At 75.2% G+C, this 26,472-nt stretch carries 8 protein-coding genes (1 of these 8 cut by a window edge); 2 read left to right on the top strand and 6 right to left on the bottom strand.

Annotation, left to right across the window (positions count from 1 at the left end; genetic code table 11):
* On the bottom strand, window positions 1-17,072 hold the 5' portion of the coding sequence (locus tag KDL28_RS29345; RefSeq protein ID WP_252443896.1) for a preprotein translocase subunit SecA. Its footprint begins 13,006 nt before the window's first position; 17,072 of the gene's 30,078 nt are visible here — the first part of the coding sequence; it begins with the start codon at window positions 17,070-17,072; its stop codon lies beyond the left edge, outside the window.
* A 2,448-nt stretch (window positions 17,073-19,520) separates the two neighbouring features.
* Between KDL28_RS29345 and KDL28_RS29350 the strand changes: the two genes are divergently transcribed.
* A complete protein-coding gene (locus KDL28_RS29350) occupies window positions 19,521-20,297 on the top strand; it encodes an SAM-dependent methyltransferase (RefSeq protein ID WP_252443810.1) in 777 nt (258 codons plus the stop codon).
* A gap of 8 nt (window positions 20,298-20,305) precedes the next feature.
* Here the strand turns inward: KDL28_RS29350 and KDL28_RS29355 are convergent, their stop codons facing one another.
* Together KDL28_RS29355 and KDL28_RS29360 are read right to left on the bottom strand one after the other, a co-directional pair.
* The gene (locus KDL28_RS29355; protein WP_252443892.1) at window positions 20,306-21,133 is read right to left on the bottom strand and encodes a Sco1979 family transcriptional regulator; all 828 of its coding nucleotides are present in this window, start codon (window positions 21,131-21,133) and stop codon (window positions 20,306-20,308) included.
* Between the two features lie 325 nt (window positions 21,134-21,458).
* Entirely contained in the window at window positions 21,459-21,692 is a 234-nt protein-coding gene (locus tag KDL28_RS29360; RefSeq protein WP_252443894.1) for a DUF397 domain-containing protein, read from the bottom strand.
* Window positions 21,693-21,956: 264 nt separating this feature from the next.
* Between KDL28_RS29360 and KDL28_RS29365 the strand changes: the two genes are divergently transcribed.
* Window positions 21,957-22,268 carry a hypothetical protein gene (locus tag KDL28_RS29365; protein WP_252443812.1) on the top strand — a complete coding sequence of 104 codons (312 nt, stop codon included), beginning with the start codon at window positions 21,957-21,959 and terminating at the stop codon, window positions 22,266-22,268.
* Between the two features lie 102 nt (window positions 22,269-22,370).
* Here KDL28_RS29365 and KDL28_RS29370 read toward each other — a convergent pair whose 3' ends face one another.
* The 3 genes from KDL28_RS29370 to KDL28_RS29380 all read right to left on the bottom strand — a co-directional run bounded on the left by KDL28_RS29370 (window position 22,371) and on the right by KDL28_RS29380 (window position 26,390).
* The gene (locus KDL28_RS29370) at window positions 22,371-23,432 is read right to left on the bottom strand and encodes a maleylacetate reductase (protein WP_252443814.1); all 1,062 of its coding nucleotides are present in this window, start codon (window positions 23,430-23,432) and stop codon (window positions 22,371-22,373) included.
* A 481-nt stretch (window positions 23,433-23,913) separates the two neighbouring features.
* Window positions 23,914-26,169 carry a heavy metal translocating P-type ATPase gene (locus tag KDL28_RS29375; protein ID WP_372497105.1) on the bottom strand — a complete coding sequence of 752 codons (2,256 nt, stop codon included), beginning with the start codon at window positions 26,167-26,169 and terminating at the stop codon, window positions 23,914-23,916.
* Window positions 26,166-26,390 (bottom strand): hypothetical protein, encoded by a 225-nt coding sequence (locus KDL28_RS29380; protein WP_252443815.1) that lies wholly within the window; start codon window positions 26,388-26,390, stop codon window positions 26,166-26,168. The genes KDL28_RS29375 and KDL28_RS29380 overlap by 4 nt, the downstream gene beginning before the upstream one ends.
* Between the last annotated feature and the right edge of the window lie 82 nt (window positions 26,391-26,472).

Genomic DNA, 26,472 nt, shown 5'->3' on the forward strand with positions numbered 1-26,472 from the left:
GCGGGAGTCGCGAGGACGACGGTCCCCGCGCCGAGCAGCGCCGGTCCGACGACGGCCCCGGCCGGCAGCACGGCCAGCCCGCCGCCGACGAGGGCGATCGCTGCGCCGGTGGCGACGACGGCACGCGGTCCCTGCGGCCGCGGTGAGCCCGGCGTGCCGTCCGTCCGGCCGGTGCCGGCGCCGGCGTCCGTGCTGGAGTCGGCCGGTACGGCGGCGGCCGGCCCGGCGGCCGCGACCACCTCGGCGATCAGCGCGGCCGCGGCCAGGTCCGAGTAGCCCGCACCGAGGTGGCGCAGCGCGCCCGACGCCTGCTCGACGACGGCGGCGCGCTCCGCCTCGGTGAGCGCATCGGGATCGTCGCGGACCCGACCGAGCAGACCGGTGGCCGTTGGCGAGAGCACCAGCATCCGCTCCACGCCGCTCATCTGCATCAGCGTCGGGACGTCCAGCCCGGCCTGCTCGACCAGGTCGGCGGTGTCCGGCCCACCCAGCCCGAGCGTGCCCAGCAGCACCTGGCGCAGCCCGGCCTCGGTCCACGCCGGCGTGTCGGTCAGGTCGGCGCCGCGCTGCCAGCCGGCCGCGATCCGGTCCCGCTGGGTGGGCCGGCCGAGCAGGGCCCGCACGGCGGCGAGCGCGGCGGCGTCGAGGCCCGCGGCGCGCAGGCCCTCGTCCGTGGTCCCCCGCACCTGGGTGCGGGTGGTCAGCCCGGCCGAGACCAGCGCGGCGTAGACCCCCTCCCGCATCGCCGGCGGCAGCTGGCCGACCATCTCCTCGACCCGCTCGCCGCGGTTCCACAGGGGGCGCTCAGCGCCGTATAGCCCGTCGTCCTCGGCGGTGCGGAGCCGGTCGCGCGCCTCCGCCCACTCCGCGACGAGGCTGCCGGCCTCGGCCGCCACCTGGTCGCGAACGCCGGCCTCGGTGCGCACGCCCCGTCCGTCGCGGGTGCGCAGGAGCTCGATGGCGGTGTCGACGTACCAGGCGACCGCCTGCACGTCGACGCCCATGCCCGCGGCGATGCCCTCGATGTCGACGCCGCGGGCGTAGTCGTGGAAGGCCCGCAGCAACCGGGTCTGCAGCGTGTTCAACCGCAGCGGCTCGCCGTCGGCCGGTCGCTCGGCGGCCGTCGGCCGGGCCCGCCAGCCCTCGCCGCGCTCGTCGAGCAGGCGACCGGCGATCGTCACCGCGGCGGCCACGTCGGCCAGGTCGCTCGCCAGCCGCTCGGCCAGCTCGCTCGAGCGCTCCAGCTCCCGGAACGCCTCCTGCACCTGGGCCATCTCGGTGGTCAGGGCCGCGATGTCGGCCTCGGTGACCGGCTGCGCGACCAGCCGCGGCGCCGGGATGAGCTCGCCCAGCTCCTGGGCGGCCAGCGCCCGCTCCGCCTGCAGCGCGTCGGCGAGCACCGTCTGCGCCAGCGTCCGGGCCCGCTCCAGCTCCGGCTCGGACAGTGACGACAGGGCGGGCACGGGCTCACCGGCGACCAGCGCGGCGAGCGCGGCAGCGTCGAGGTCGGCGGCGTACCCGAACGGCATCGCGTCGAGGTCGGCGAGCCGGTCGTGGGTCAGGACACCGGGCTGCACGTCGGACTCGCGGCCACCGCTGCGTGTCGTGGCGGCCGCCAACCGGGACGCCGTGATCGCGTCGGACTGGGAGCGGGCCAGGTCGAACAGCACGCCCACGGCCGGGGCGTCCATCGCTCCGGCGTAGCCGCCCGCGGGCCGCTCTGCGGTCAGCTCGACCTGCGCCCGCTCGCGCAGCACCTGGTCCTCGAGCGAGCGGTGGATCCGGGTGGTGCCGTTGGCGCCGTTGCGGCCCGACCGCCCGCGCAGTTGCTCCTCGATGCGGGCGTTGCGGGCCGAACCGATGCCGATCATGTGCAGGCCGCCGCCCTCGACATCGAGCTGCGCCCGCTCCGCGGCGATCTGCGCCTTCGCCTGCCGGGTCGCCGCCTCCCGCGCCCGCGCGTAGGCGGGGCCGGCGCTCGGACCCTGGTAGTCGCGCAGCATGATCTCGTCGCGAACCGCCCGGACCTCACCGCCGAGCTTGACGTCGACCGCGCGCCCGGCGATGTCCGTGGCGACCGTGACCGCGCCCCTGCGCCCCGCCCCGGCGGTGATCTCGCTCTCCCGCGCCAGGTGCTCCGCCATCGCGGTGAGCAGCTGCGGCTCGACGCCGTGCCGGCGGAGCAGCGCCTCGACGGCCTTCGCCTCGGCCACGGTGGAGACCCGGATCAGCACCGGATAGCCCTGCTGGTGGGCGGCCAGCGCGTCGACGACCGCCGCCTCGCGCGCCTGCGCCGTCGTCGCGTGGGTGATCGGGTCGAGGTCGATGCGCTTCGAGGCGCGGTACGGCCACACGTGGGTGACCTGCTTGCCGTAGGTCCGCGCGAACAGCCCGCGGCCCGCCGCCCCGCCGACGGTGCCGGTCATGCCGGTCCACTCGGCCTTCTCGAGCAGCTCGTGGGCCTTGATCGAGTCGATGATCCGGGTCGGCGCGCCGACACCGCGTTCGCCGAACTCCTTGAACTCGATCGCCTCGTGCAGCCCGTCGCCCAGCCTGCGCCCGACCAGCGGCCGGTTGTCCTCGGCGAGCAGGACGATCGAGCCGTCCTCGACGAGGTAGTCGTGGTTGCGCCGCTTGCCGTACTCGGCGATCAGCGCGTTCTCCACGCGACGGCGCATCCCGGCGTTCTCGGCCTTGCGCAGGTCGATCGCGCCGCGCTCCAGCCCGGCGATGTGCGCGACACCCGACTCGGTGAGCTGGAAGGTGCGCGGGTCGTAGTGGCCGTTCGGGTTGTCCTTGGAGACCGGCTTGAGCCCGGAGCGCGCGGCCCAGCGGGCCGCGTACAGGTCGGCCAGCGGCCGGACGGCGTCGGGAACCTGCTCGCTGAGGATGAACGGCACGGGGCCGTCGTCCAGCAGGACCAGGTCGATCTCGTCGATCAACCGGAACGCGATCTCGCGCTTCGGCACCACGACGTTCTGGGTGCGCTCCCGCAGCACGTCGAACGCGAACTCGCTGACCGCTCCCACGACGATGTCGGCGCGGTACGCGGCGGCCTTGCCCTCGGCCGACCGCTGCCCGGTCAGCAGCTCCACCTTCAGCCCGAACTGCTCGGCGATGCGCCTGACCTCGGGCACGACGTCGGCCGCGAAGCGGTCGTTCGGACTCCACCACTGCACCGAGGTGCCGTTGCGGCGCTCCAGCAGGGCACGGGCCACGAGAGCGATCGACCCGGTCAGGGTCTTGCCCTCGCTGGTCAGCATCTCCACCACGCGCGCGTCACGCGCGAGCGCGATGGCACCGACCACCTGGTTCGGCCGCGGCGTCCGCTCGGGCTGGTCGCGGCGGGCGACCTCGCAGACGACGGCCACGCACTCGAGCATCGCGTCCGCGACGGAACGCTCCCCGCGCTCGACCTGCTCGGCGAGCCTGTCGGGCCGCTGGCGCAGCGCATCGTCGGTCCACTGGCGGAACTCCCGCCCGTAGCCCGCCGCCGCCCGGAGGTCGGCGCGGTACTGCGCGCGGGCCTGACGCCACTGCTCGATCGCGTCGCGGACGCGCGCCCCCACGCCGGCGGCCTGGGTCGGCGCCTGCGGGGTCGAAGCCGTGTCGTCGGGGATGGCACCGGCGGCTGGTGGGCCGCGGGCGCTGGTCCCGCCGGCGTGCGGGGCCGGGGCCTGCTCGGCGCCGTTGGGGCGCGCCGGAGCGGACGGTTCCAGCGTGCGGCGCGGGGGCAGCGGACCGGTGACGCCCGGCTCCCCGCCGCCGCTGCCGCCCGGCGACGCGGCGGTGCGGCCGCCTGCGCCGACGTTCTCCACCGGCGGCACGGTCGGCTGGCCGTGCGGTGCCCGGCTCGGGTCGCGCGGCGCCTGCGGGGCGCCGCCACCGGAGGGCTGTTCGGGGCTGCGGCCGCCGGGTGGCGCCGCGGCCGGATCGCCGGCGGGAACGCGACCGGTCGGGCTCGCCGACGGCTCGCCCGCCGGGGCCCGGGCACCGGACGCGTCCGCCGCAGCGGCCTGCGCCGACGCAGCCGGTTCGGGCGCTGCGCTCGCGGTCGCGCCGTCAGCGGAGCGCGCTCCAACGGGCTCGCTCGGGCTCTGGACGGTCGGCTCGGCCTCGGCCCGCAGAACTCCCGCCGGAGCGGTCGAGCCGGCCGCGCGACCGTTCGTACCGGCCACGGGCTCCTGCGGCCCGGCGGGGCGGGCCGGCGCGGCCGGCCTGATCGGCCTGACGACCGGCTCGGTCACCGGGCCCGCACCGGCGGCGGCCGGGTCGCCGATCCGGGCCGTCGGGGCAGCCGGCCGGACCACCGGAGCGGCCGGCGCACCGGCGCGCACGGGCGCCGCAGCAGGACCGGCGGCGGGCTGGACGACCGGCTCACCGGCACCGGCGGCCGGGGCCTGCACGCTGCGGGAACCCGGCTGGACCACCGGCTCACCGACAGCCGCGGGAGCCCCACCAGCACGAGCACCCGGCTGGACGACCGGCTCACCAGCGGCCACCGGAGCCGCACCAGCACGAGCGGTGGGCTGCCCCACCGGCTCGGTGGCAGGCGCAACCCGGCTCCCCGCTGCGCCCACCACCGGCTCACCGGCCCGGCTGCCCGCGGAACCGGACGCCGGCTCACCGCCGCGGACGGGGGCGACCACCGGGTCGGCGACCGGCGCGCCGGCCTGTGCGTCGCGGCCGGCGGCCGCGGGGCGCGCGACCGGCTCCGCCGCCCCGGCCTGGCCGGGGACGGGCTCGGTGGCCCGCACCGGGACGTCGCCGGGTCGTCCGGCCGTCTCCTCCGCCATCCGGGCGCCCGACGCGGCAGGCTCGGCTGCCGGGGCTCCGCGCACCGGCGCGGTCGTGGTCGTGTCCCGCGCACCCGTCGGCTCGGCTCCGGGCTCGCGGCCGAGGACGAGCTCGTCGGGAGCCAGCCGCTGCGCGGGGCGCGGCTCCTGCCGGCCCGCGGCCTGCGCCGCGACCTGGACCGGCACGGCGTCGCCGGAGCCCGCGAGCGTGCGGTAGGCCCAGTCCAGCCTGCCCAGGCGCACAGCCGCCATGCGCTCGGGCCCGAACACCTTGGAGGCCACGGAGCTGGGCCCCATGAGGTCGGCGCCTCGGGCCAGGACCTGACCGCCGCGGTAGGCGCTGGTGATCGACCCGGGGCTCGCGTCACGGCCGACGCCGAGCACTGCGCCGGCCGCCTTGGTCGTGACCAGCCCGGTGAGGCCGCGAGTGCCGTAGGTGCCGGCCGTCCAGGCCGCCGAGTCGAGCACTCGGGCGGCCTTGGGCAGGCCCGCGGTCGAGGCGGCCTTGGCCATCGGCGCCAGGGTCGAGGACGCGCGGTTGGCCAGTCCGCGGGTGGCGACGCCCCACGCCCGGTAGGGCATCGACACGATCTGCACCGGCACGTTGATCACTGGCGAGCCGGCGATGCCGGCGAAGCGCTCGGCACGCGCGGCCAGCTGCCCCGCCCGTGCCCAGTTCTGGGCGGCCAGGGCCGGCGTGGCCGCGCTCCGGGCCGCGTTCATGGCAGCCGCGGTGCCCGCGGTGGCGCTGCGCCCCAGGGCCTTGGCCACCAGGCCCGCACCGGCCAGCGGCAGCGTCGGCAGGGCCAGGTCCTCCAGCAGCGCGGAGACCGGCGCCTCCCCGTAACCGTTGAGCCCCCGCTCGGGCGCGCCGTGGACGAGCTTGTCCGTGTCGCCGTGCATGACCAGTGGCTGCCAGCGGTGGTAGGAGTTCACTGCGGCGGTGGCGAACATCCCGGTGAACGGGGCGACGCGCTCCCACTTCTCGCTGAACGACTCGCCCGCGATGCGGTCCTCGGTCCACGGCTTGCCGGTGACCAGGTTCCAGGCGTCGACCGGGATGCTGCCGACCATGTGGGCCAGGCCCTCGGGGGCGAACGTGACCACCCGGACCAGGTCGTCTCCCGCCTTGTCGACCCAACCCCTGTCCTCGGCGGCGATCGGGTCGGTTCCGCTGATCTTGGCCGGCAGGTCGTAGTTCAGCCACTCGTACGCGCCGTAGACCTTCTTCCCGCCCTGGTGCAGGCCGTTCATGAACCAGTTGGGGCGCCCGTCCTCGAAGGCCTTGTCCAGGGTGCCCATCTCGCCGGCGTTGCCCTTGACGTAGTGGGTCGCTCCGTCCCACCACTCCGGGTGGTCGCGACCGTCGCCGAACAGCTCGGTGAAGCGCTTGTCCCGCTCGTAGCGCTGTCGATCGGTGAGCTCCTCCTCCGGCTCGCCCCAGCCGATGCCGGTCAGGTACGACTTGACTTCGTTCGCGGTGTCGAGCTGCGGGCCCTCCCACTGCTCGGCGGTGGCGTAGGCGGCGATGTTCGCCCGCATGTCCGGCGTGAGCTTCGGGTTCCCCCAGTACGACGTCTCCTGCCCCTCCAGCTTGGTGCCGAGGAGCTTCAGGTCCTTCTCGTAGGTCGGCAGCCGGACTGCGGCGTTCTGCGCGTAGACGACGTCGGGCCTGCCGGTCGAGGGCAGCCACAGGTCGCCGAGCGTGTTGGTGCCCGAGCGCGGCCCGCGGGCGATGGAGTCGTAGACGGTCTGGGCGTGGCCGCCGAACTCTCCCAGCTGCTCGGCGGCCTTGCGCTGGACGGGGTCGCCTGCGGCCATCGCGGTGGCGAGACCGTTGACCCGCGTCAGGGTCCGGTTGGCGGTCTGCAGGTTGGTGTAGAGCCCGGGGTCGGCGGCGTGGTGGGTGAACGCGAGGTCGAACGCGCGGCGCTCGGCCTCGGTGGCCGCCGCGTTCTCGGCCGGCGCAGGCAGGTTCTCGCCGATCCGCGTACGGATCCCGTTCATCGCCGCGACGCGGTCGTTGTAGGCCTTGAGATCGGCGTTGAAGGCCTCGGTTTCCTCCTGCGTGCGGCCGGGCGTGGCCTCCAGCGCGGTGCGCCGGGCGGCGATCACGTCGCCGTCCGCGGCCAGCGTCCGCTCCGGCATGATCAGGCTCAGGTCGGCGAGGTTCGCCGCGGCCGACCCGGCCTCGGCCGTGGTCAGCGGCACCCACGGGGCGTTCGGGTCGGCGTCGGGATCGATGCCCAGGTTCTGCGCGACCTTCGCCCGCGCCCGCACCAGCTTCTGCTCGGGGGTCTCATCGGGCAGCGTCGGGCCGACCAGCTCGTCGACCAGGCCGGGCGTGCCGGCGAGCTTCTGGTTGACGTCGGTGATCGACGGGGACGTGTAGGCCGCCCGATCGATGCCGTCGACGATCTGGTGCGCCGCCGCGAGGTCCTTGCCGACCACACCGGCCGCCTCGAGCTGCTTGAACTGCGGGTCCAGCGCCTTGCGCTCGGCAGGCGTCAGCCCGCCCTCGTTCGCCTTCTCGATGGCGTCGAGGCTCTTGTCCAGGCCGGGGTAGCGGCCGACGAGCTCGTCGACGAGGCGGGAGCGCTCGGACTGCTGGCCGACGCTGAGCAGCGCGGCGTCCACGACCTGCTCGTCGGTCAGCGCCTTCAGGCCGGCGTCGTAGCGCTCCTTCTCCTCCGGCGACAGTCGCGCGTAGTCGCTCTTGGTCAGCGGCGGGAGCTGGGCGTTCTCGTCGACGCCGAGGATGCCGGCGAGCTTGCGGTCCATCTCGGTGCCCAGTGTCGGGCGCTTGTAGGTCGGGTCGACGACCGACATCCACGACGGGTCGGGATCGCCCTGCCAGCGCAGCTCCCGGGTGCCCGTGCTGACCCCGCACTTGCCCTCGCCCGCGCGGCAGGCCGCACCGTGGTTCTTCTTGCCGTCCGCGGTCGGGTAGAGCAGCACGCCCTCCCCGTCGAGGGACTCGCCTGCGACGTTCGTGCTGCGGCAGTCCTCACCGAGGCAGAGCGCGCCGCCGCCGGGGCCGTAGTGCATGCCGATCGAGCAGCTGCCCGACCCGGGGGTGCAGGTGGTCGCGTTGCCGTACGGGTCGACCCACCGCTGCGGGTCGAGGCCGCCGACCTTGACCGTCGCCGCCCGGTCCGTCGACTCGCCCTGGCGGATGATCGGCTCGCTCAGGATGCAGTTCGCGCACCGCGGAGTCTCCTGCGCCCAGCTCGGCCGGGTCAGGGTGCAGTCGCCGGTGCAGCCGATCGTGCCGCCGTCGCCGTTGCCGTCCGGGGTGACGACCGTGATCTCGTTGCCGGCCCCGACGACCATGTCCGCCGGGATCCTGATGCCCTGCGCCTGGGCCAGCTTCCGGTCGAGGAGGTCCATGCCGTTGGTGGGCAGGTTGTTCTTGATGGCCGTGCGCAGCTGCTCGTCGGTGTAGTAGACGTTCTTGGCCGCCTGGTTCTGCACGATCGTGTAGCCCTCGCGGGTCAGTGTGATCGCGCCGGTCTGCCCGTCGGCGATGCTGAACCGGCCGGGGTTGCCGAAGGCGTCGCGCGTCGTGACCTTCGTGAGCGCCGTCGAGGCCTTGGTGCCGTCGCCGTTGGCCGTGATGATGTCCAGCTCGTCGGTGACGACGGTGCCCTTGCCCTGGAAGTCCAGGATGGCGGCGTTGCCGAAGCCGTCGCGTCCGCGCAGCAGGTTCGGCGAGTCGACGATGTTGACCGCGTCGCTCCAGGTGCCGCGGCCGATGTCGGGGCTCTTGATCGCGCCGTGGCAGCCGCCGTTGCAGGTCGTGGTGAACGGCGAGCCTGCCGGGCTGGCGAAGTTGCCGCTGTTGTGGGCGTTCTCGTCCCCCTTGTCGGTGTAGGTCAGGGACGAGCGGCTCACCCCGTCGGTGACCGTGCCCTTGCCCTGGCCCCACCAGGTCCCGTTGCCGGCGCCGTCGCGGGCGAGGCCGCAGGCGTGGTCGAGCGTGCAGCGGTCCTGGCCGACGACCTTGCCGTCCTTGCGGGCCGGGTTGTTCGCGGCGGGGCCCTGCTCGGTGATCTGGAACCCCTGGCCGCCCTCGCCCTGGACCTTCGCGTTCGTCGAGTCGATCGAGCACGGCGCCGGGCAGGTGTGCTGGACGAGGGGCTTGTCCTTGTCCTTGACCGCGATCGTGACGCTGCCGTCGGGGTTGACCTGGTAGGTGATGGCGGTCTGGTCGGGACCGAGCTTCTTGATCTCGGCGAGCGGGTCCTGGCCCCGCTCCTGGGCCGCCTTGGCCTGCGCCGCCATCTGGTCGCGGATCGACGGCATCAACGCGGTGAACTGGTTGGAGCCGCCCTGCTTGAACGCCGAGCAGTTGCCCGTGCAGGTGGCGTACCCGCCGTCACCGTCGCCCGGCACCGCGTAGGCGGTGACTCCGCAGCCGCCGTTGCCCGAGCCCGAGCACTGGCCCCAGTGCCGCGCGTCGTGCCGGCCGCCCGGGGTGTCCCACGTGGGACCGACGGTGGCGCTGCGCTGGTCGTGCGCCTCGGCGAAGTAGTCGGCCGAGCAGTTCGGTGCGCCCGAGCAGGAGGCGCTGGCCTCGGCGTGGTTGCCGGCTGCGAAGGCGCGCGCGGAGACCGCGACGCCGCCCCCGCCGACTCCGCCGCCGCCGGAGCCGTGCGCGTTCGCGTGCGCGTTCGAGCCGGTTCGCGGGTCGCGGGCCGAGGCGGAGGCGCTGGCCTCGTAGCGGTGGCTGCAGCGCACGCCCGCCGACCCGCTGCAGGACGCGGACGCGCTCGCGGAGCCCGGAGCGGCGCTGGCCTGCGCCATCACCGAGACGCCACCCGCGCCTTCGCCGCCGCCACCGGACCCGCGTGCCGAGGCGTTGGCGGAGGCGCCCGGTGCCGAGGCCGACGCCTCGGCACCCGCCGAGTACGAGTGTCGGCAGTTGGGCGCTCCGCTGCACGAGGCCGAGGCCGACGCCTGACCCGGGGCGGCTGTCGCCTGCGCGGCCACGGCGACCCCACCGCCGCCCATGCCGCCCTGTCCTGAGCCGCTGGCGGAGGCCCGCGCCCACGCCCCGCGAGCGTAGGCCTCGTCGGAGGCCCGCGCGGAGTACGCGTGGCGGCAGTCGGTCCCGGGGGTGCCCATGCAACTGGCCTGCGCCTGGGCCTGGCCGGGTGCGGCCGCGGCGCCCGCGGCGACCACGACCCCGCCTGCGCCCGCCGCACCGCCGCCCGTGCCCGCTGCCGACGCCTTCGCCTTCGCGCCCGGCGCCGACGCCTTGGTCTTCACCGAGGCCGCGTAGTCGTGCTCGCAGGTGACCCCGGCGGTGCCGGTGCAGCTGGCCTGGGCCTGCGCCTGGGCCTGCCCGTTCCCGGCCACGGCCATGGCGCTGGTGGCGACCTGGCCGGCGCCGGTGGTGCCCTTGCCCTCGCCCGACGCGGACGCCTCGGCGGCCTTGCCGGCCTTGTCCTTGCTCTGCGCCTCGTAGCTGAACCGGCAGCCGCTGCCGGCGCTGCCCTGGCAGCCGCCGGCGGCCATGGCCTGGGTGTCGGTGGTCTCGGCGACCGCGGTGGTCTGGCACCAGCCGTCGCCCGCGCCGCCGTCGCTGCCGCAGCTCGCCTCGGCGGTCGCCTTGTTCCCGGCGGTCCGGCTGGTCTGCTCGCTCGCGGCGGCGATCCGGTGCCGGCAGGCCGACCCGTCCGAGCCGGCGCACTCCGCGGCGACCTGTGCGGCGAGCTCGCTCGCCCCGACCTGGGTGCTGCCCGCGCACTGCCCGGCCGCGCCGGTGGCGGTGCAGGCGGTGTCGGCGGTGGCGGTGTTGCCGTCGTAGACCGCCTCGCCCAGGGTGCTGGTGGCGCAGTCCGCGCCGGCGCACTGCGCGGCGACCTGGGCGCTGTGGTCGGCGGTCATCCCGCTGGTGCCGGAGTGGCAGCCATCGGTGGAGGCGCAGGTCGAGGAGCCCAGGGCCTGGCTGGTGCGGGGCAGGGCGGCGACCGGGCCCGCGGCCAGCTCGGCGGCCTTCTTCGCGGCCTCGCCTGCGGCCGAGTCCGCGGTCTGCTGGGCCCGGCGGGCGGCCTGCTGGGCCTGGTCGGCGGTCTGCTGCACCTGGGCCGCCCGGGCCGCGGCCTGCTCGGCGGCCAGCTCGGCGGCCTCGACGGCGGCCGGGTCGGCGTCGGCGGTCTGCGCGACCCGCGCGGCCTCGGCGGCAGCGGCGGCTTCGGCGGCGGCGGCCTCCGCGGCGTTCTCGGCGGCCGCCTCGGCAGTGGCCTCGGCGGCAGTGGCCTCGGCGGCAGCGGTCTTCGCGGCGGCTTCCGCCGCGGCGGCCTCGTCGGCGTCGTTGTAGGCGGCGTGCAGGGTGGCGCCGATGGTGGCCGGGTCGTCGGTGCTGATGGTGTGGCTCGACGTCGCCGTCGGGCACCCGCCCGCGGCGGTGGTGCAGGCGCCGTCGGCGGTCGCGGTGGTGGTGGCGAACCGGCCGGTCTCGATGTCGCCGGTCGTCGTGGCCGACCCGGAGGTCTGGATCGCCGCCGCGCAGCCGGCCTGCCCGTTGCAGTCGGTCTCGCCGTGGGCGACCGACACGCTGGTCGGGTCGACCTTCGCACCGTTCAGGGCCGGCGCGCCGGGCTCGGGGGCACCGGGCGCGGTCGCTGCCTTCGCGGCGTCGATCGCGGCCGCGGCGCCGCCGTCGGGGGAGGCGGCGGAGTAGGTGTCGCCGGTGACCTCGCCGGTGCACCCACCCGCGCACTGCAGGGTCGCGCCGGCCGACGTCATGCCCGTGACCCCGGCCACGGGCTCCTTCTCGCCCTCGGCGGTCATCCCGGTGGTCGGCTCGGTGGCCGCCGTGGCGTCCGTCCCGGCCACGCAGCCGGTGTCGCCGTCGGCGCACACGCTGCGCGCGACCGAGGTGCTGACCGCGGCGTCGCCCAGACCGGTCGTGGTCGAGGTCGCCTCGGCACCTGCCGCGCAGTCCGCACCCAGGCACTCGGTGATGCCCGTGGACTGCGAGTACGTGATCGGGAACGGACCCTTCGGCAGCTCGACCGCCTGGTCCGCGTCCTTCTCGTCCTTGTCCTGGTCCTGCTCGCTGGTCTGGCTGGTCTGGCTCGTCTGGGCGTTGCGGGCGGTGATCCCGATCCCGGCCGCGGCTTCCACCACGTTGCGGGCCATCAGGTAGTCCACCCCGGCACCGGCCGCCGCGGCGGACCGCGACTGGGCGATGCACCCGTCCGCACCCGTGACGCAGGTCGAACGGAACGTGGTCGTGCTGGTCGACGGGGGACCGCGCACGCCCGTCCCGCCCGGCGGCTCCACGCCGGGAGCGGCGCCGTCGGAGCCGGTGGTCGTCGTCCACGTCCCGCCCATGCAGTCCGCGGCGCACTCGCCGATCGCGTCGGCGTCCGACAGGCTCGACGGACCGCCCGCCGACCCCGCGCTCGCCCCGCCCACGACCGTGACCTGCCCGCTGCGCCCCGGGGCCGGGGTGACCGGCGACGGGCCGTCCTGCGCATCCGACACCGCCGCGGTCGGACCGCCGTCGATGCCCTCGGCCAGCTTCCCGTCGGTGGCCAGGCCCAGCGCCGGCAGCAGGTCGGCGACCGTCGAGTCCGAGGTCGCGGCCGAGCGGGTCGTGCCCTGGCAGGTGCCGGTGCCCATGGCGCAGCCGGCGACGCCGGAGGAGCCGCGCTCGGAGACGCCGTCGGCGCCGGTGGCGTCCGTCGTGACGGTGCCGTCGCAGCCGTCGGCGCAGTCGACGTAGCCGGTCACCACAGCCGCCGCCGACGGGCCAGGCTCGACCTTCGGCTTCGCCTGCCCCGGCGCCGCCGGCTCGCCGGTGCCCCCTGCCATGCCCTGTCCGGCGCCGGCCGCCGCGGCCCGCGCGCCGTCGACGGCCGGGCCGCCCTGCGCGAGGGTCGCCGGGTCGACCGGGCCGGTGCCCAGCCGCTCGCCGAGGATCTTCGCCGCGCCCGGCGAGGCCGAGGCAACGGCCAGCGCCTCGCCCCCGCAGGCGCCGCCGTCCAGCGCGCAGGTGACGGTGCCCGTGGAGGCGCGGGGCTTGCCCGCGACCACGGCACCGTCGGTGCCCTCCGCGGTCGCCGTGGCGGTGCCCCGGCAGCCCTGCGGGCAGTCCAGCGCCGCGCTCGCATTCGCCACGCTGCTCGGCCCCGCGGTGGGCTGGCCCGCCGCCGGACGGCCGGTGGCCGGGTCGATCACCGCGTAGTCCGGCGCGGAGGAGGCGGCCGAGGTCGCCTGCCCCTGGCAGCCGCCGCCGTCCACCGCGCACTCGACGGTGGCCGTGGTGGCGCGCCGCTGCGCGGTCACCCCGGTGTCGCCCGCGCTCGTCTTCGCGCTCGCGGTGCCCCCGCAGGTGCCGCTGGTGCCGTCGCAGGCCACCGCGGCGTCCGCCGAGGAGGTGCTGACCGGACCGGAGACCGGCTGCGGCTCACCCGCGGCGACCGCGACCGGGGCCCGGTCGGCCACCTCGGTCCCGGCCTGGGCCCCGCAGGTGCCGCCGGTGCCGTTCACCGCGCAGGTGGCGGAGGCGTTGCTGTCGCGGATGCCCGTGACGTCGCCGGAGGCGGCCCCGGAGGTCGCCGCGTTGCCGGCGGCCTCGCAGCCCGCGACCGCGCAGTCCGCGGCGGCGGTGGCACCGCTGCTCGCAGCGAGCTCCCGACCGGCCGTCGTGCCGGCCATGGCGCGGACGGTGTCGGCGCGCTCGGCGACCTCGTCCGACACCTCGGAGGTGGCCTCGACGTCGCAGCCGCCTGCGCTCGCCGTGCAGTCGGCGGTGGCCGCGGTCTCGCGCACCGGCGCCGCGTCGCCCGCCTCGGCCGGGACACCGGTCACCTTGCCGGTGGTGGCGACCTTCGCGGTGCCCGTGCAGTCGACGTCGTCGTCGCAGCCGACGCCGGCACCGGCGGTGCTGGTGGCCACGCCGTCGCCGTCGGTCAGCGCGGCGGGCTGGTCGAGGCCGGAGTAGTCGCCGGTCGCCGCGGCGCGCTCCCACGCGGCCCGCTGCGCGGTCCGGTCCTCGGTGAGGGTGTTGTCGACGTCGGTGGTGGCGTGCGCCTCGCAGGAGCCGCCGTCGGCCAGGGTGCAGGACCCGGTGCCGGAGCTGGTGCGCCCCGCCCCGGCGCGCAGCCCGGACGCCGACCCGGAGGTCTTGGTCTGCCCGGCGCCGGTGCATTCCCCGCCGTCGCCCTCGCAGCCGACCTCGACGGCCCCGGCGCCGTGCGCCTCGACCCCGAGCTCGGAGTGCTCGACCTCGGTGCCGCTGCGGGCGTCGCAGCCGCCTGCGGTGACGGTGCAGCTGGTCTCGGCGCTCGCCTCGGCCTCGGGCGCGGCCTTCGCCGTCGCGGCGGCCGCGGTGGCCGGGGCCGGGACGTCGGCGGCCTTGCCGACCGTGCGGGTGTCGGCCTGGCCGGTGCAGCCCGTCCGGGGGCAGTCGACCTCGGCGTCGGCCTCGACGGCCCGGTCGGTGCCGTCGCCGTGCAGGGCGACCGAAGCACCGGTGCGGCAGCCGCCGCCCGCGGTGGTGCAGGACGACCCGGTGGTGCCGGAGGTCTCCACGGCGGAGCCGGGCGCGGTGGCGGCGACCGCACGGGTACCGGCGGGGGCCGCCTGGTCGGTGCGGACGGACTTCCCGGTGCTCTTCGTCGACGCCGAGCCGGTGCAGTCGTCGCACTCGACGGCGGCGGCCGCCTCGACCTCCTCGGCCTTCCAGCCGTCGTCGTCGCGGTGGCCGTGCTCGTCGCCGAGGTCGACGGCGGCGCGGGTGGAGCAACCGCCCGCGGTGCCGGTGCAGGTGGCCGTGCCGTCGCCGGCCCGGGCGCGCTGCTCGTCGGCGGCGCCGTCGCCGGTGCCCGCCTCCAGGGCCCGCTCGCCGGCCGCAGCGGCGGCGCGGGCGGACTCCGCCGTCCGCGCTGCCTTCTCGCCCTCGTTGTCGGCCTTGCCGGTGGCCGCGCTCGTGCAGGTGCCGGCGGCGGTGTCGCACTCGGCATGGGCGCCGCGGCGGTCGGCCTCGCCGCCGAGCTCGCACCCGCCGGTGCAGGACGCGGTCGCGGCGGTCCGGTCGGCGTCGTCGGGCTGGGCCGGTCCGTTCGCGGTGCCGCCGCACGTGCCCGCCACGGTCGCGCACGCGATCTCAGCGCCGTCCGGCTTGGCCCGGCTGCCCTGCTGGCACTCGATGGCCGCGCCCTCGCACGTGGTGCTGGCGGCGGTCGTCGTGGTCCTGCCGGTCCTCTCGTCGACCTTCTTGCTCGACGTCGAGCTGCTGCAGCCCTGCTGCGCACCGGTCAGCGTGCAGGAGGCCGAGCCCTTGTTCTCGCCCGACGACGTCGAGACCGAGCAGCCGGACGACACCCCGCTGATCGCCACGCACTTGTCGGAGTCGCGCTCGCCGTCGGCGTTCTCGCTCGCCGCGCCGCAGGCGACGAACACCCCGCTCGAACCGCACCCGGCCGACGCGCCTTCCCCGTGGGTGTCGGAGTAATCGGCGGCGTTGTCGGTGGCGTCGGCGAGCTGCTCGGTGGCCTCGTACACCTCGTCGCGCTTGGTCTCGTACGCCTTGGTCTTCTTGGCGTACGCGTCCTTGACCTTCTTGCTGGCGCCCTTCTCGGTCGCCTTCTTCTTCTCCGCCGCGAGCGCCTTCTCCTGGGCGGCCAGGTCCTTCTGCCCCTCGACGACCGAGTCGACCAGCTCGGACTGGTCCGACGAGAGCTGCTCCTTGTCCTGCTGCAGCTGCCTGACGAGCTTGTCGTGCGCCGCCTTGTCCTTGGCGTAGGCGTCCTTGGCCTTCTTGGTCGCGCCCTTCTCGGTCGCCTTCTTCTTCTGCTCCGCCAGCTTCTTCGCCGAGCTGTCGACCTTGATCTGGTTCTCGAGGACCTTCTCGGTGTGCTCCGCGGAGTCCTCGTAGTCGAGGTTCTCCTCGTCGCCGTCCTCGGAGTCGTCGCCCTCGTCGGTGGAACCCTTCGGCGGGCCGCGGGGGGCGTCCTCGTCGGCATCGGCCGAGAGCAGCTTCGCGGTGGCCCCACCATCGGTGGCGTCGCCCTTCGCCGGCTCCATGTCGTCGATGGCGCCGAGCACCCGGGTCCACGTGACGTCGTCGACGTCGGCGGGCTTTCCGCCCTTGCCCTTCTTCTCGCCGGCCTTGTCGCCGGCCTTCTTGTCGGCGGCCTTCTTGTCGGCCGCCTCGTCGTCCTTCGCGTCCTTGCCGGTCGACTTCGCCTTCTTGTCGCCGGCCTTCTTCTCGGCGGCCTTGTCGCCGGACTTCCCGTCGGCCTCGCCCAGGTCGGTCAGGACCTGCTTGACGATCGCCAGCCGCGCCTCGTCCTGCTCGTCGCCGTCCTCGGAACCGGCGGCCTTCTCCAGATCGTCGACGTGCTTCTCGGCGAGAGTCGCGAGCTGCGCGCGAACCCGCTTGCCGTCGCCGTCCTCGCCGGCCAGATCGGCGACGAGCTCGTCGAGTTCGCCACCCTCGTCATCGGCCTTCGCGGTCGTCGCCTTCTCGGCGCCGGTCTTCTTCTCCGCCTTCTCGGCCTTCTTGCCGGCGGGCTTCGCGTCGGCGTCCTTGCCGGACTTCTTGCCGTCCTTCTTGTCGTCGGCCTTCTCGGGAGCCGCGGCGGCGGTGTCCTTCGCCGGGGGCTTCGTACCGGTGTCGGCCAACAGTCGAACGTCCTCGTCGCCGTCCTCGCCGTCCTCGGCGGTATCGGCGTCCTTCTCCGGAGCGGACTCCGCGTCGTCGTCGGACTTCGGCTTCGCCTTCTCGTCCTTCTTGGCCGCGGGCTTGTCGGCGTCCTTCTTGGCGGGCTTGTCGACGTCCTTCTTGGCGGGCTTGTCCGCGTCCTTCTTGGCGGGCTTGTCCGCGTCCTTCTTGGCGGGCTTGTCCGCGTCCTTCTTGGCGGGCTTGTCCGCGTCCTTCTTGGCGGGCTTGTCCGCGTCCTTCTTCGCGGGCTTGTCCGCGTCCTTCTTGGCGGGCTTGTCCGCGTCCTTCTTCGCCGGCTTGTCCGCGTCCTTCTTGGCCGGCTTGTCCTTCTTCTCCCCCGACGAATCCGCCCCCGACTGGCCGGATCCCTCGGAGCCCTTCTTGCCACCGGCGGGCCTGGCACTGCCTCCCTTCGCCAGGCCCTGCGCGGCGGCCGTCACCGGGACAGCCGCGGAGGCCGGCGAGGCGGCCAGGAAGGCCGACCCGAACCAGAGCACCACGACGATCCCGGCCACCCACAGCATCCACCGCAGCACCGCCCACATCCGGTCCCGGACCGAGAGCCGCAGCTGCACGGACACGTCGGAACGCACGTCGGGACCACAGGGCCCCGCGTGCGTCTCGACCGGCCGGCTCATGCTGGAGGACTCCCTGATTCGGAAGGGGGAGGGGATGGCGCGGCTCGTCCAGCGGGCGAGAAACCCGCTGGTGGCACACTCCGAAGACGTGCAGGAACACCGGGCCTGCGCACGTCGCGCCTGGGGCTGCGACCTGCGCCGGACGGTCGTGTACACGTCCAGCGGCCCTGCTCCGGCGACCGGTCGTTGCGGCGACTTCAGCAGCGACTGTCTTCCGGTGAACCCCGACTGCACACCTGGAGTTCACCGGGAACGTAGCAAGGGCCACCCGATCCGGGCAAGACCCACTTCGCCGTATCCCGCCGAGTACCCCACCCGCAGCCGCTCCGAACCCTCCACCGGCCGGGCCCGCGACGCCTCCCGCCTGCGCCCCGAACCCCTCCACCGGCGCCGGCGGGAGCGGCCCGGCGACGCCTCCACCCCTCCGCCGACACCGCCCGCGACGCCTCCACACCGCTCGGGCACACCATTCAGAAGGCCGCAGCGGAATCTGCTCGGCAGCCAGGCCGTCGAAATAGGGGACTGCCGACCACCACACGAGCCCGGCCACAGGCACCATTCCGTGCCGTCCACGTGTCCGCGAGCGCGTCCCGACTGGTGGCTCGACCCGGCCCCACACCCACATGGCCACCCCTCGGCCGGCGCCACCGTCCGATACGTCGACTCGCACCACCCAGGACATGCGGGAGATCGACGGACGCCTCCGGCTCGATCCGGTACCGCCTCCCCGGCGCTGAGGCCCGCAGCGCGGGGAAGTCGGGAATCGCCGTCGGCGCCACCACCTGACTCGACCCGAGGCATCGGCCGAGACGCCGCGGGGGCGCGACGACCGCGATACCGGAGATGTCGACCCGTCCGGCGCCAGACGGGCGCGCGAATCGTCGACGACCGGCACGTCCGACGAACACGGTGCGAGCCCACTCCGGATCGCCCAGTTCTCGACTCTCCGTAGGGCGGCCGCGACAACTCCGGCCAGTCGTCGCACCGCGAGCCACACGGATCGACCGACCGGCAGAGCACAGGAACGATCGCGACCGCACAGCGCCGGTCGCGATGTCACGACCGGATGCTCGCGGGCTCGAACCAACCAATCCCCCAAGGTTTGCAGTCGGACGCATCGGTCACGCATCGGCGACACCACGCGGATCCGTTCCGCCTCGATGCCGTCCGCCGCACCGGCAGCCCGCGACGCGGATTCTCTGCTCCCGCGTGCAGTCGTGTCGTCATGCGGTGCCGATGTCCGCCGAACCACCCGCCGGGCCACACTCCCCACACCGCGAGGAGCGCTCGGCATCTCGATCCGACCCGATCGGCCTCCGCCCTTCCACCCCTTCCCCGACCGACCGCGCGGACGTTCCGATGCGAGCGGGATCCCGCCCCACTCCACCGTCCGAGATCACGCCTATCCGCACCCTCTGCTCTCCTCCGCCCCCTCTCGGTTCAGGAAAGCCACCTTCGTGAACTCGCAGGTTCAGGAAGGTGGCCTTCCTGTCCCGTGAGGACCTGAAGGTGGCCTTCCGGAACTTCCGGGTTCAGGAAGGTGGCCTTCCTGAACTCCGGGCGGCGGGCGCTCACCGGGTCGGAGATCCGCAGACGCATGGGAGCCACCTCGTGAGCGAGTGCAGTCGCGTGAGGCGGTGAGGCGGTGGCGTTCCCGGGCATCTCAGCAGGAGACAGGGCGCGATCGCCGACTCAGTTCGGGAGGTCGCGCGCCCGCTTCGGGTCAACCATCGTTCCGCAAGCGGCGCCGCCGATTTCCCGTCGCCGCACGGCACGGGTCCGGCGCCGACGGGGGCTCCGGGCCGACCCGAATGCCACGGCGGTCGACCGACTCCAGCACACCGCACTCGCATACCGCGGCGAGAACAGCGGTGAGCATCGGCGTGCGCCGGCCGCGGCACGGAGGACGAGCGGTCCGCGAATGTCGACGCGCGCCCAGATCACCCACCTCCGGCGGGGTCGATCCGGCCGGGCAGGACCGGCCACGACTCACCGGCGAGCACCCGGATCGAATCCACGAGCCGCCCGTCACCCTCCACCGGGATCGCCCCACGGTTCGACCTGCGCCATGCGCGCGCCACGTCGGTGTTGAGCGTGGCCGTTCGACCTCGGTCGGGCCGGCGGGAATGGCGTACACGCGACTACGTCGAGAAGCCCACGGCGTCTACCGTCGTCAGGCACCCGTTCGGCCGTGCGCACGGTCGTGCCAAGCCGGCGGCGCGCACTGCGCGAGGGGTCCATCCCCCGGTTGATACCTCCACGCGGACCTTCCCACTAGCAGTCAGCACAGACGGTCAGTGCCGGGCCGGTCACGCACCGCAGTACGATCGATGCCTTGCCGGGGATCGAGAGGGGAACGACGCGGTGGCCGACGACTGGTCGGGCGCGGGTGACCCTCCGCCGGTGGACGTCACCCGGCCCTCGATGGCGCGGGTGTTCGACTACCTGCTCGGGGGCCGGGAGCACTTCGCCTCCGACCGCCGCGCCGCCGAGGCGGTGCTGGAGCGCTTCCCGCGCGCTGGCGAGCTGGCGAAGGACACGCGCGATCTGCTGCGCCGCGCGGTCGAGCACCTGGCAGGCTCGGTGGGCATCCGGCAGTTCATCGACCTGGGGTCGGGGTTGCCGTCCACCGGGAGCGCGCACGAGGTGGCGCACCGGATCGACCCGACGGCCCGCGTCCTGTACGTCGACCGGGATCCGATGGTCCTCACGCACGCCCGCACGCTCGGCACCGACGAGGCGACCACGGCCGCGCTGTCCGCCGACGTGCGCGACACGGCCGCCGTGTTCGACCACCCGCTCACCCGCGGGTTCATCGACTTCGACCGGCCGTTCGCCGTGCTGGCGTCGGGGATCCTGCACCACATGAAGGACCCGGCCGCCGCGGCGGCGGCCGGCACGATCGTGGATCGCCTGACCCCGGGCTCGTACCTGCTGGTGGGCCACTTCGTCGACGACGGCGCCTCCGGGGGCCCGCGGATCGAGGCGGCGATCAAGAACATGGGGCTGGGCACCTACCGGTACCGCACGTGGGAGGAGCTGCGCCGCTTCTTCGACGGGCTGGAGCTGGTCGAGCCGGGCCTGGTCTACGGCAACGCGTGGCGTCCCGACGAGCGCACCGCGACCGACAGCCCGAGCCACACGCTGTACGCGGCCGGGCTGGGGCGCAAGCCCGGCTGAGCCGGGCCTCAGTACCGGGAGGCGAGCAGGTCGCTCACCGCGGTGCGCGTCTGCGCGGGGGTGAGGGCCTGGACGCTGACCTGTTCGATGACGCCGAGGTAGTCCTCGACGTCCTCGCGCTTGTCGACGTAGACGGCGCTGTTGAGCTGCTCGAGGTAGACGACGTCGGGCAGGTCGGGCTCGGCGAAGCGCAGGATGGTGAAGGGCCCGCCCGCGGCGGCGTGGCTGCCCGCGGTGAACGGGAGCACCTGCACCGTCACGTTCGGCAGGGCGGCCATCTCCAGCAGGTGCTCCAGCTGGCCGCGCATGACGTCGACCGAGCCGAACGGCCGCTGCAGCGCGCCTTCGTCGATCACCGCCCAGAACTGCGGCCCGCCGGGCTCGGTGAGCATCTTCTGCCGGTTGATCCGCAGCTGGACGCGCCGGTCGACCTCGTGGGCGGACTCGGCGCCGTGCCCGGCCAGGATGACCCGGCGGGCGTAGTCCTCGGTCTGCAGCAGGCCGGGCACGAACTGCACCTGGAAGCACCGGATGGAGCGGGCCTCCTGCTCGAAGCGCAGGTACATCTCGAACCAGCTGGGCAGCAGGTCGCTGTCCTGCTGCCACCAGCCTCGCTGGTTGGCCGGGGCCACCATCTCCTGCAGGGCGGCCCGCTCGCGCGGGTCGGTGACGCCGTAGAGGGTGAGCAGGTCGCGCAGGTCGCGCTCCTTGACCCCGACCCGGCCCAGCTCCAACCGGCTGATCTTGGCGTGCGAGGCGCGGATGGCCTCGCCCGCGTCCGCCCGGCTGATCCCGGCGATCTCGCGCAGCCGGCGCAGCTGGGTGCCCAGCATCATCCGCGCCGCCGTCGGACCGCCGCCCTGCTGGGTGGCGACCACCGGCGGGCGGGGGTCGGTACTGCTGTACTCCTCGGTCAACGGCTCAACCTTCACGACGGGTCCGTCCTCACGACCGGTCACCGGGGCGACCACCCGGAGCGACCGGCCGGCTGCGGGGAGCGCCGGCGGACAGGAGCATAGCTCCGTCGTGCGGCCCGCGGGACCCCGTCCGGGCCATCCGCGTCCGGGAATCCGCACAGGCGGTCGGTGGCGCGCCTCGGAAGTGCGCCGCGGGGCCGGGATGACCCGGCCCCGCGGCCCTCCGAGCGCCTTGGCTGCGGCCTCAGACGCCCAGGTCGTCGAACTCCCCGGCCTTGGCCCCGGCCAGGAACGCGGCGATCTCGGCCGGTGTGTAGATCAGTGCGGTGCCGTCGGGCTCGCGGGAGTTGCGCAGGGCCACCGCGCCGCCGCCGAGGGCGGCCAGCTCCACGCAGTCGCCGCTGGGGTTGCTCGCGGTGCTCTTTCGCCAGGCCACGTCGCCGAGGGCGGGAGCGGGGAGGCTGGTCAGCCCGCCGATCCGGTCGTGTCCGGGGAGGATGTCGACTTGCAGGTCCACGTGCGTTCTCCGTTGTCGTGCGTGCGTCCTGAAGTGGGACGCGAGTGCAGTACACAGGGGGCGTACATCTGCACGTGCATCTGCAACCACACCTGTACTTACGGATGCTGTTGCAGAGGGGCTTGCGGATGCAACACTCTGTGGGCAGACTGGGCCAGGAGGTAGCGTGTGCGAGACCAGCGGAACGGCGCGACTCCGTCTGGCAGAGCTGCGGAATGGGGAACCGTGAGCAGAGAACACCGACAGTCGCCACGTGGGCAGCTGTTCGATGCCTCCATCAACGATGCGCGCCAGCCGGCTCCGATAAGGCCGCCGTCGACGACGATCCGCATCACCTGCCTGACCGACGGGCTCGCCCACGACGTCCCCGACGCCCAGCTCGCCGCGGCGGCCAACGACCGCGCCGGCTGCTACATCGCCGTCTGCGGGCACGTCGTCACCGCGGCGTCGATGGTGGAGCCCGACGGCAAGCGCTGCTCCCTGTGCGACGAGGTCTTCGGGCTCAACCGGCCGCCCCGGCGCCGCCGCTTCTTCTGACGGCAGCTCCGGTGCGCTGATCGCCCCCAGCGGGTCCGCACCGTTCCGACGCCCCGACCCTGCCCCGGGTCGGGGCGTTCCCGCGTGCTGAGGGCCCGCGCGTCAACCGCGCTGGTCCTCCCCCGCCCACGCGGCCCGCACGAGCCGCCGCAGCGCCCCGCCGCCGACCGGGACGGGGTTGTCGGCCGGCACCGCGGGCTCGGTCAGCCGCGCGGCGTCGTCGATGTCGGACTCGGCCATGCCGAGCTCGCGCAGCCCGCGCGGCACGCCCAGCTCGTCGGCCAGTGCGCGCAGCCCGCGCACCGGGTCGGCCGTGCCGAGCGCACGCGCCGTGCGGGCGACGGCCTCGGGCGCGCCCGGCGCGTTGAGGGCCAGCACGTGCGGCAGCACCACGGCGTGGGTGCGCGCGTGCGGCAGGTCGAAGGTGCCGCCCAGCACGTGGCAGAGCTTGTGGTGCAGCCCGGACCCGGCCACCGCGAACGCGGCGCCGCACAGCCAGGCCCCGCGCAGCAGGTCCGCCGGGTCGTCCGCGCGCAGACCGGACGCCAGCGCCGCGATCCCCTCCTCGGCGATCACGCTGCTCACGGGGTTGCGCCGGGGCGCCCAGAACGCCTCGACGCCGTGCGCCATCGCGTTCAGCCCGCTGGCCACGGCCAGCTCGCGGGGCAGCGACGCGGTCAGCTCGGGGTCGTAGACGACGACCCGGGGCAGCACGGCCGGGTCGACGCCGGTCGTCTTGCGGCCGTTCTCGGTCATCCCCCAGATCGGCGTGACCTCGGAACCCGCGTAGGTGGTGGGGACGGCCAGCACGGGGATGCGGGTGGTCAGCGCGACGGCCTTGGCCGCCCCCACGGTGGACCCGCCACCGATGCACAGCACGGCGTCGGCGTCGGCCCGGGCGGCCGCCTCCCGAGCGGCCTGCGCCGTCTCGACGGGAACGTGCTCGCGGACCGCGTCGAACGTGCCCGCGATCCGCCCGCGGAACGGCTCGACCATCGCCGCCACGACGTCGGCGGAGCGTCGCGAGGCCACCAGCAGCAGCCGCCGCGCCCCCAACCGCTCGACCTCGTCGGCGAGCCGGGTGCGCGCGACGCCGGGCCCGAACACCACGCGACCCGGCAGCGCGTCGTAGGAGAACTCCACCACCGCGCCACGCTCACCCATCGGCTGCCGTTCGTCAAACACGGGACCGGGACATCAGCCGGCCCAGCACGGCGAATGTCCCCACCACGATTCACACCCGGCCGAGCGAGCCCTCCTCGCTCGACACCGCCGAGCGAACGGCGCCCCCGCCCAACGAGCCCCGGCCCACCGCGCCACTCGCTCGCCAGGCGGGACGAGAGTCGCGCTCGCTCCACCGGACGCAACGAAAGTCGCGCTCGCGCCCCGGCGAGGCGGCGCCCAGCGCCGCGAGCCGGGGCAAGCCCCCCGGGCGCGCAGCGCCCACCCCACCCCCAGACGCGAGCGACTCCCGCCCGCGCGACGCCAGTGACCACCCGGATTGCACCGCCCGCCCGCGGCACCGGCTCGTCGCAGAGGCGGCGTACTCCGCGCAGACGCCACAACACCTGCGAGGAGTACGGAGAGTCTGCGAAGACGGACCCCGAACCGGCGGGACGATCACCTCACCGGCGCCGCCACCGCATCAGCTCGCGGCGAACCGCCGCAGGCGCAGGCTGTTGGTCACCACGAACACCGAGCTCAGCGCCATCGCGGCCCCGGCGAGCATGGGGTTGAGCAGGCCCGCGGCCGCGATCGGCAGCGCGGCGTAGTTGTAGGCGAACGCCCAGAACAGGTTGCCCTTGATCACCGCGAGGGTGCGCCGGGACAGCCGGATGGCGTCCACCGCGGCGGTGAGGTCGGCGCGGACCAGGGTGAGGTCGGAGGCGTGGATGGCGACGTCGGTGCCGGTGCCCATGGCCAGGCCGAGGTCGGCCTGGGCGAGCGCGGCGGCGTCGTTGACGCCGTCGCCGACCATCGCCACCGTGCGGCCCTCGGCCTGCAGGCGGGCGATGACGTCGACCTTGTCGGCCGGTCGGGCGTCGGCGATCACGGTGTCGATGCCGACCTCGTCGGCGACGGCGCGGGCGGCGGCCTCGCCGTCGCCGGTCAGCAGGACGGGCTCCAGCCCGAGCCCGCGCAGCCGCGCGATCGCGTCCTTGCTGGTGGGGCGGGGGGTGTCGGCCACGACCAGCACCGCGCGGGCCCGGCCCGACCAGGCCAGCAGGGCCGGGGTGCGGCCCTTCGCGGTGGCGTCGTCGAGGGCCTCGCGCAGCTCGGCGGGGAGCTTGACGCCGCTGTCGAGGACGGTCTGCGGGCGCCCGATGACGGCCTGCCTGCTGCCGAGCACGCCGCGCGCGCCCAGGCCGTCCAGGCCGGCGGGGCGGGTGACCTTGGGCAGCGCGGTGAGCCGCTCCCGGCCGTACCCGGTGATCGCCCTGGCCACCGGGTGCGTCGACTCGGCCTCCAGCGCCGCGGCCACCCCGAGGACCCGCTCGAGCTTCTCGCCCGCCGCCGGCACGACGTCGGTGACCGCCATCTCGCCGGTGGTCACGGTGCCCGTCTTGTCGAGCACGACCGTGTCCACGGCCCGCGTGGACTCCAGCACCTCGGGCCCGGTGATCAGGATGCCGAGCTGGGCGCCGCGCCCGGTGCCCACCAGCAGCGCGGTGGGCGTGGCCAGGCCGAGCGCGCACGGGCAGGCGACGATCAGCACCGCGACGGCCGCGGAGAACGCCACCGTGGGACCGGCGCCCGCGCCGGCCCAGAAGCCCCCGGCGATGGCGGCCAGCACGAGCACGCCGGGCACGAACCGGCCGGAGACGCGGTCGGCCAGGCGCTGGACCTCGGCCTTGCCGGTCTGGGCTCGCTCGACCATCGCGGCCATCTGGGCGAGCTGGGTGTCGGCGCCGACCCGGGTGGCCGCCACGACCAGCCGCTCGCCGACGTTGACGCACCCGCCGACGACGGCGTCGCCGCGGGTCACGTCGGCCGGGACCGGCTCCCCGGTGACCATGCTGGTGTCGACGGAGGACGCGCCGTCGACGACCGTGCCGTCGGTGGGGATCTTCTCCCCGGCCCGCACGACGCACCGGTCGCCGACGACGAGCTGCTCGACCGGCACGCGCCGCTCGGCCCCGTCGCGCAGCACGGTGGCGTCCTTGGCCGCGAGGGACAGCAGCGAGCGCAGCGCCTCCCCGGACCGCCGCCGCGCCTTGGCCTCGGCGTACCGGCCGGCCAGCACGAACGTGATGACGCCGGCCGCGGTCTCCAGGTAGATCTGGGAGGTGCCGTCGGACCAGCCGAGCGAGAAGTGGAAGGGGTGGGTGAAGCCGGGCGCGCCCGCCCCGCCCAGCAGCAGGGCGTAGAGCGACCAGCCGAACGCGGCCAGCGAGCCGATCGACACCAGCGTGTCCATCGAGGCGGCGCCGTGGCGCAGGTTCGTCCAGGCGGCGCGGTGGAACGGCTCGGCCCCCCACACGACGATCGGCAGGGTGAGGGCCAGCGAGACCCACTGCCAGTACGGGAACTGCAGCGCCGGGACCATCGCCGTGGCCACCACGGGCAGCGAGAACGCGGCGCAGAACAGCATCCGGAACCGGTGCTCGCGCAGCGCCTCCTCGGGGCCGTCGTCGGGCTCCGCGTCGGGGGACGGCGGCAGCGCCGCGGTGTAGCCCGCCGCCTCGACGACGGCGATCAGCTCGGCCGCGCCCAGCCCCGCCGGGTGGGTGATGGAGGCCTTCTCGGTGGCGTAGTTGACCGTGGCCCGCACCCCGTCGAGCTTGTTGAGCTTGCGCTCGATGCGGTTGGCGCAGGCCCCGCAGGTCATGCCGCCGACGGCCAGGTCGGTGGTGGCGGGGGTGTCCGCGGTGGTGGCGCGGTCGATCGCCGGGGCGCTCACGGCGTGCCGCCCACGTGGTGCTCCTGGTGGTCGACCTGGCTCGCGTCGACGCCGAGCTGCAGGCTGAGCAGCCGGCCCGCGCCCCACGCCGCGCCGGCGGCCAGCACGAGCACCAGCACGAACAGCGCGATCCGCAGCCGGGCCTCGCGCGCCGCACCGGCCGCTGCGCTGCCTTCGGGGACGGCGCGCGGCGGCGCGGACGGGGAGGGAGCGGGGGCCACGGAGAAGGACCCTAAGCAAGACCGCCTCCGGGGGGTTGTCATGCTGAGGGCAGCAGACGGCACGCGCGGCCCCGAACGCGCC

Origin of the sequence: Pseudonocardia humida, assembly GCF_023898865.1 — a bacterium.
GTDB lineage: Bacteria > Actinomycetota > Actinomycetes > Mycobacteriales > Pseudonocardiaceae > Pseudonocardia > Pseudonocardia humida.

Excerpts from the sequence above, each read along its gene's own strand:
- KDL28_RS29355 (WP_252443892.1), bottom strand. The coding sequence starts at position 21,133 with ATGATGCTGGGCACCCAGCTGCGCCGGCTGCGCGAGATCGCCGGGATC.
- KDL28_RS29370 (WP_252443814.1), bottom strand. The coding sequence starts at position 23,432 with ATGGGTGAGCGTGGCGCGGTGGTGGAGTTCTCCTACGACGCGCTGCCG.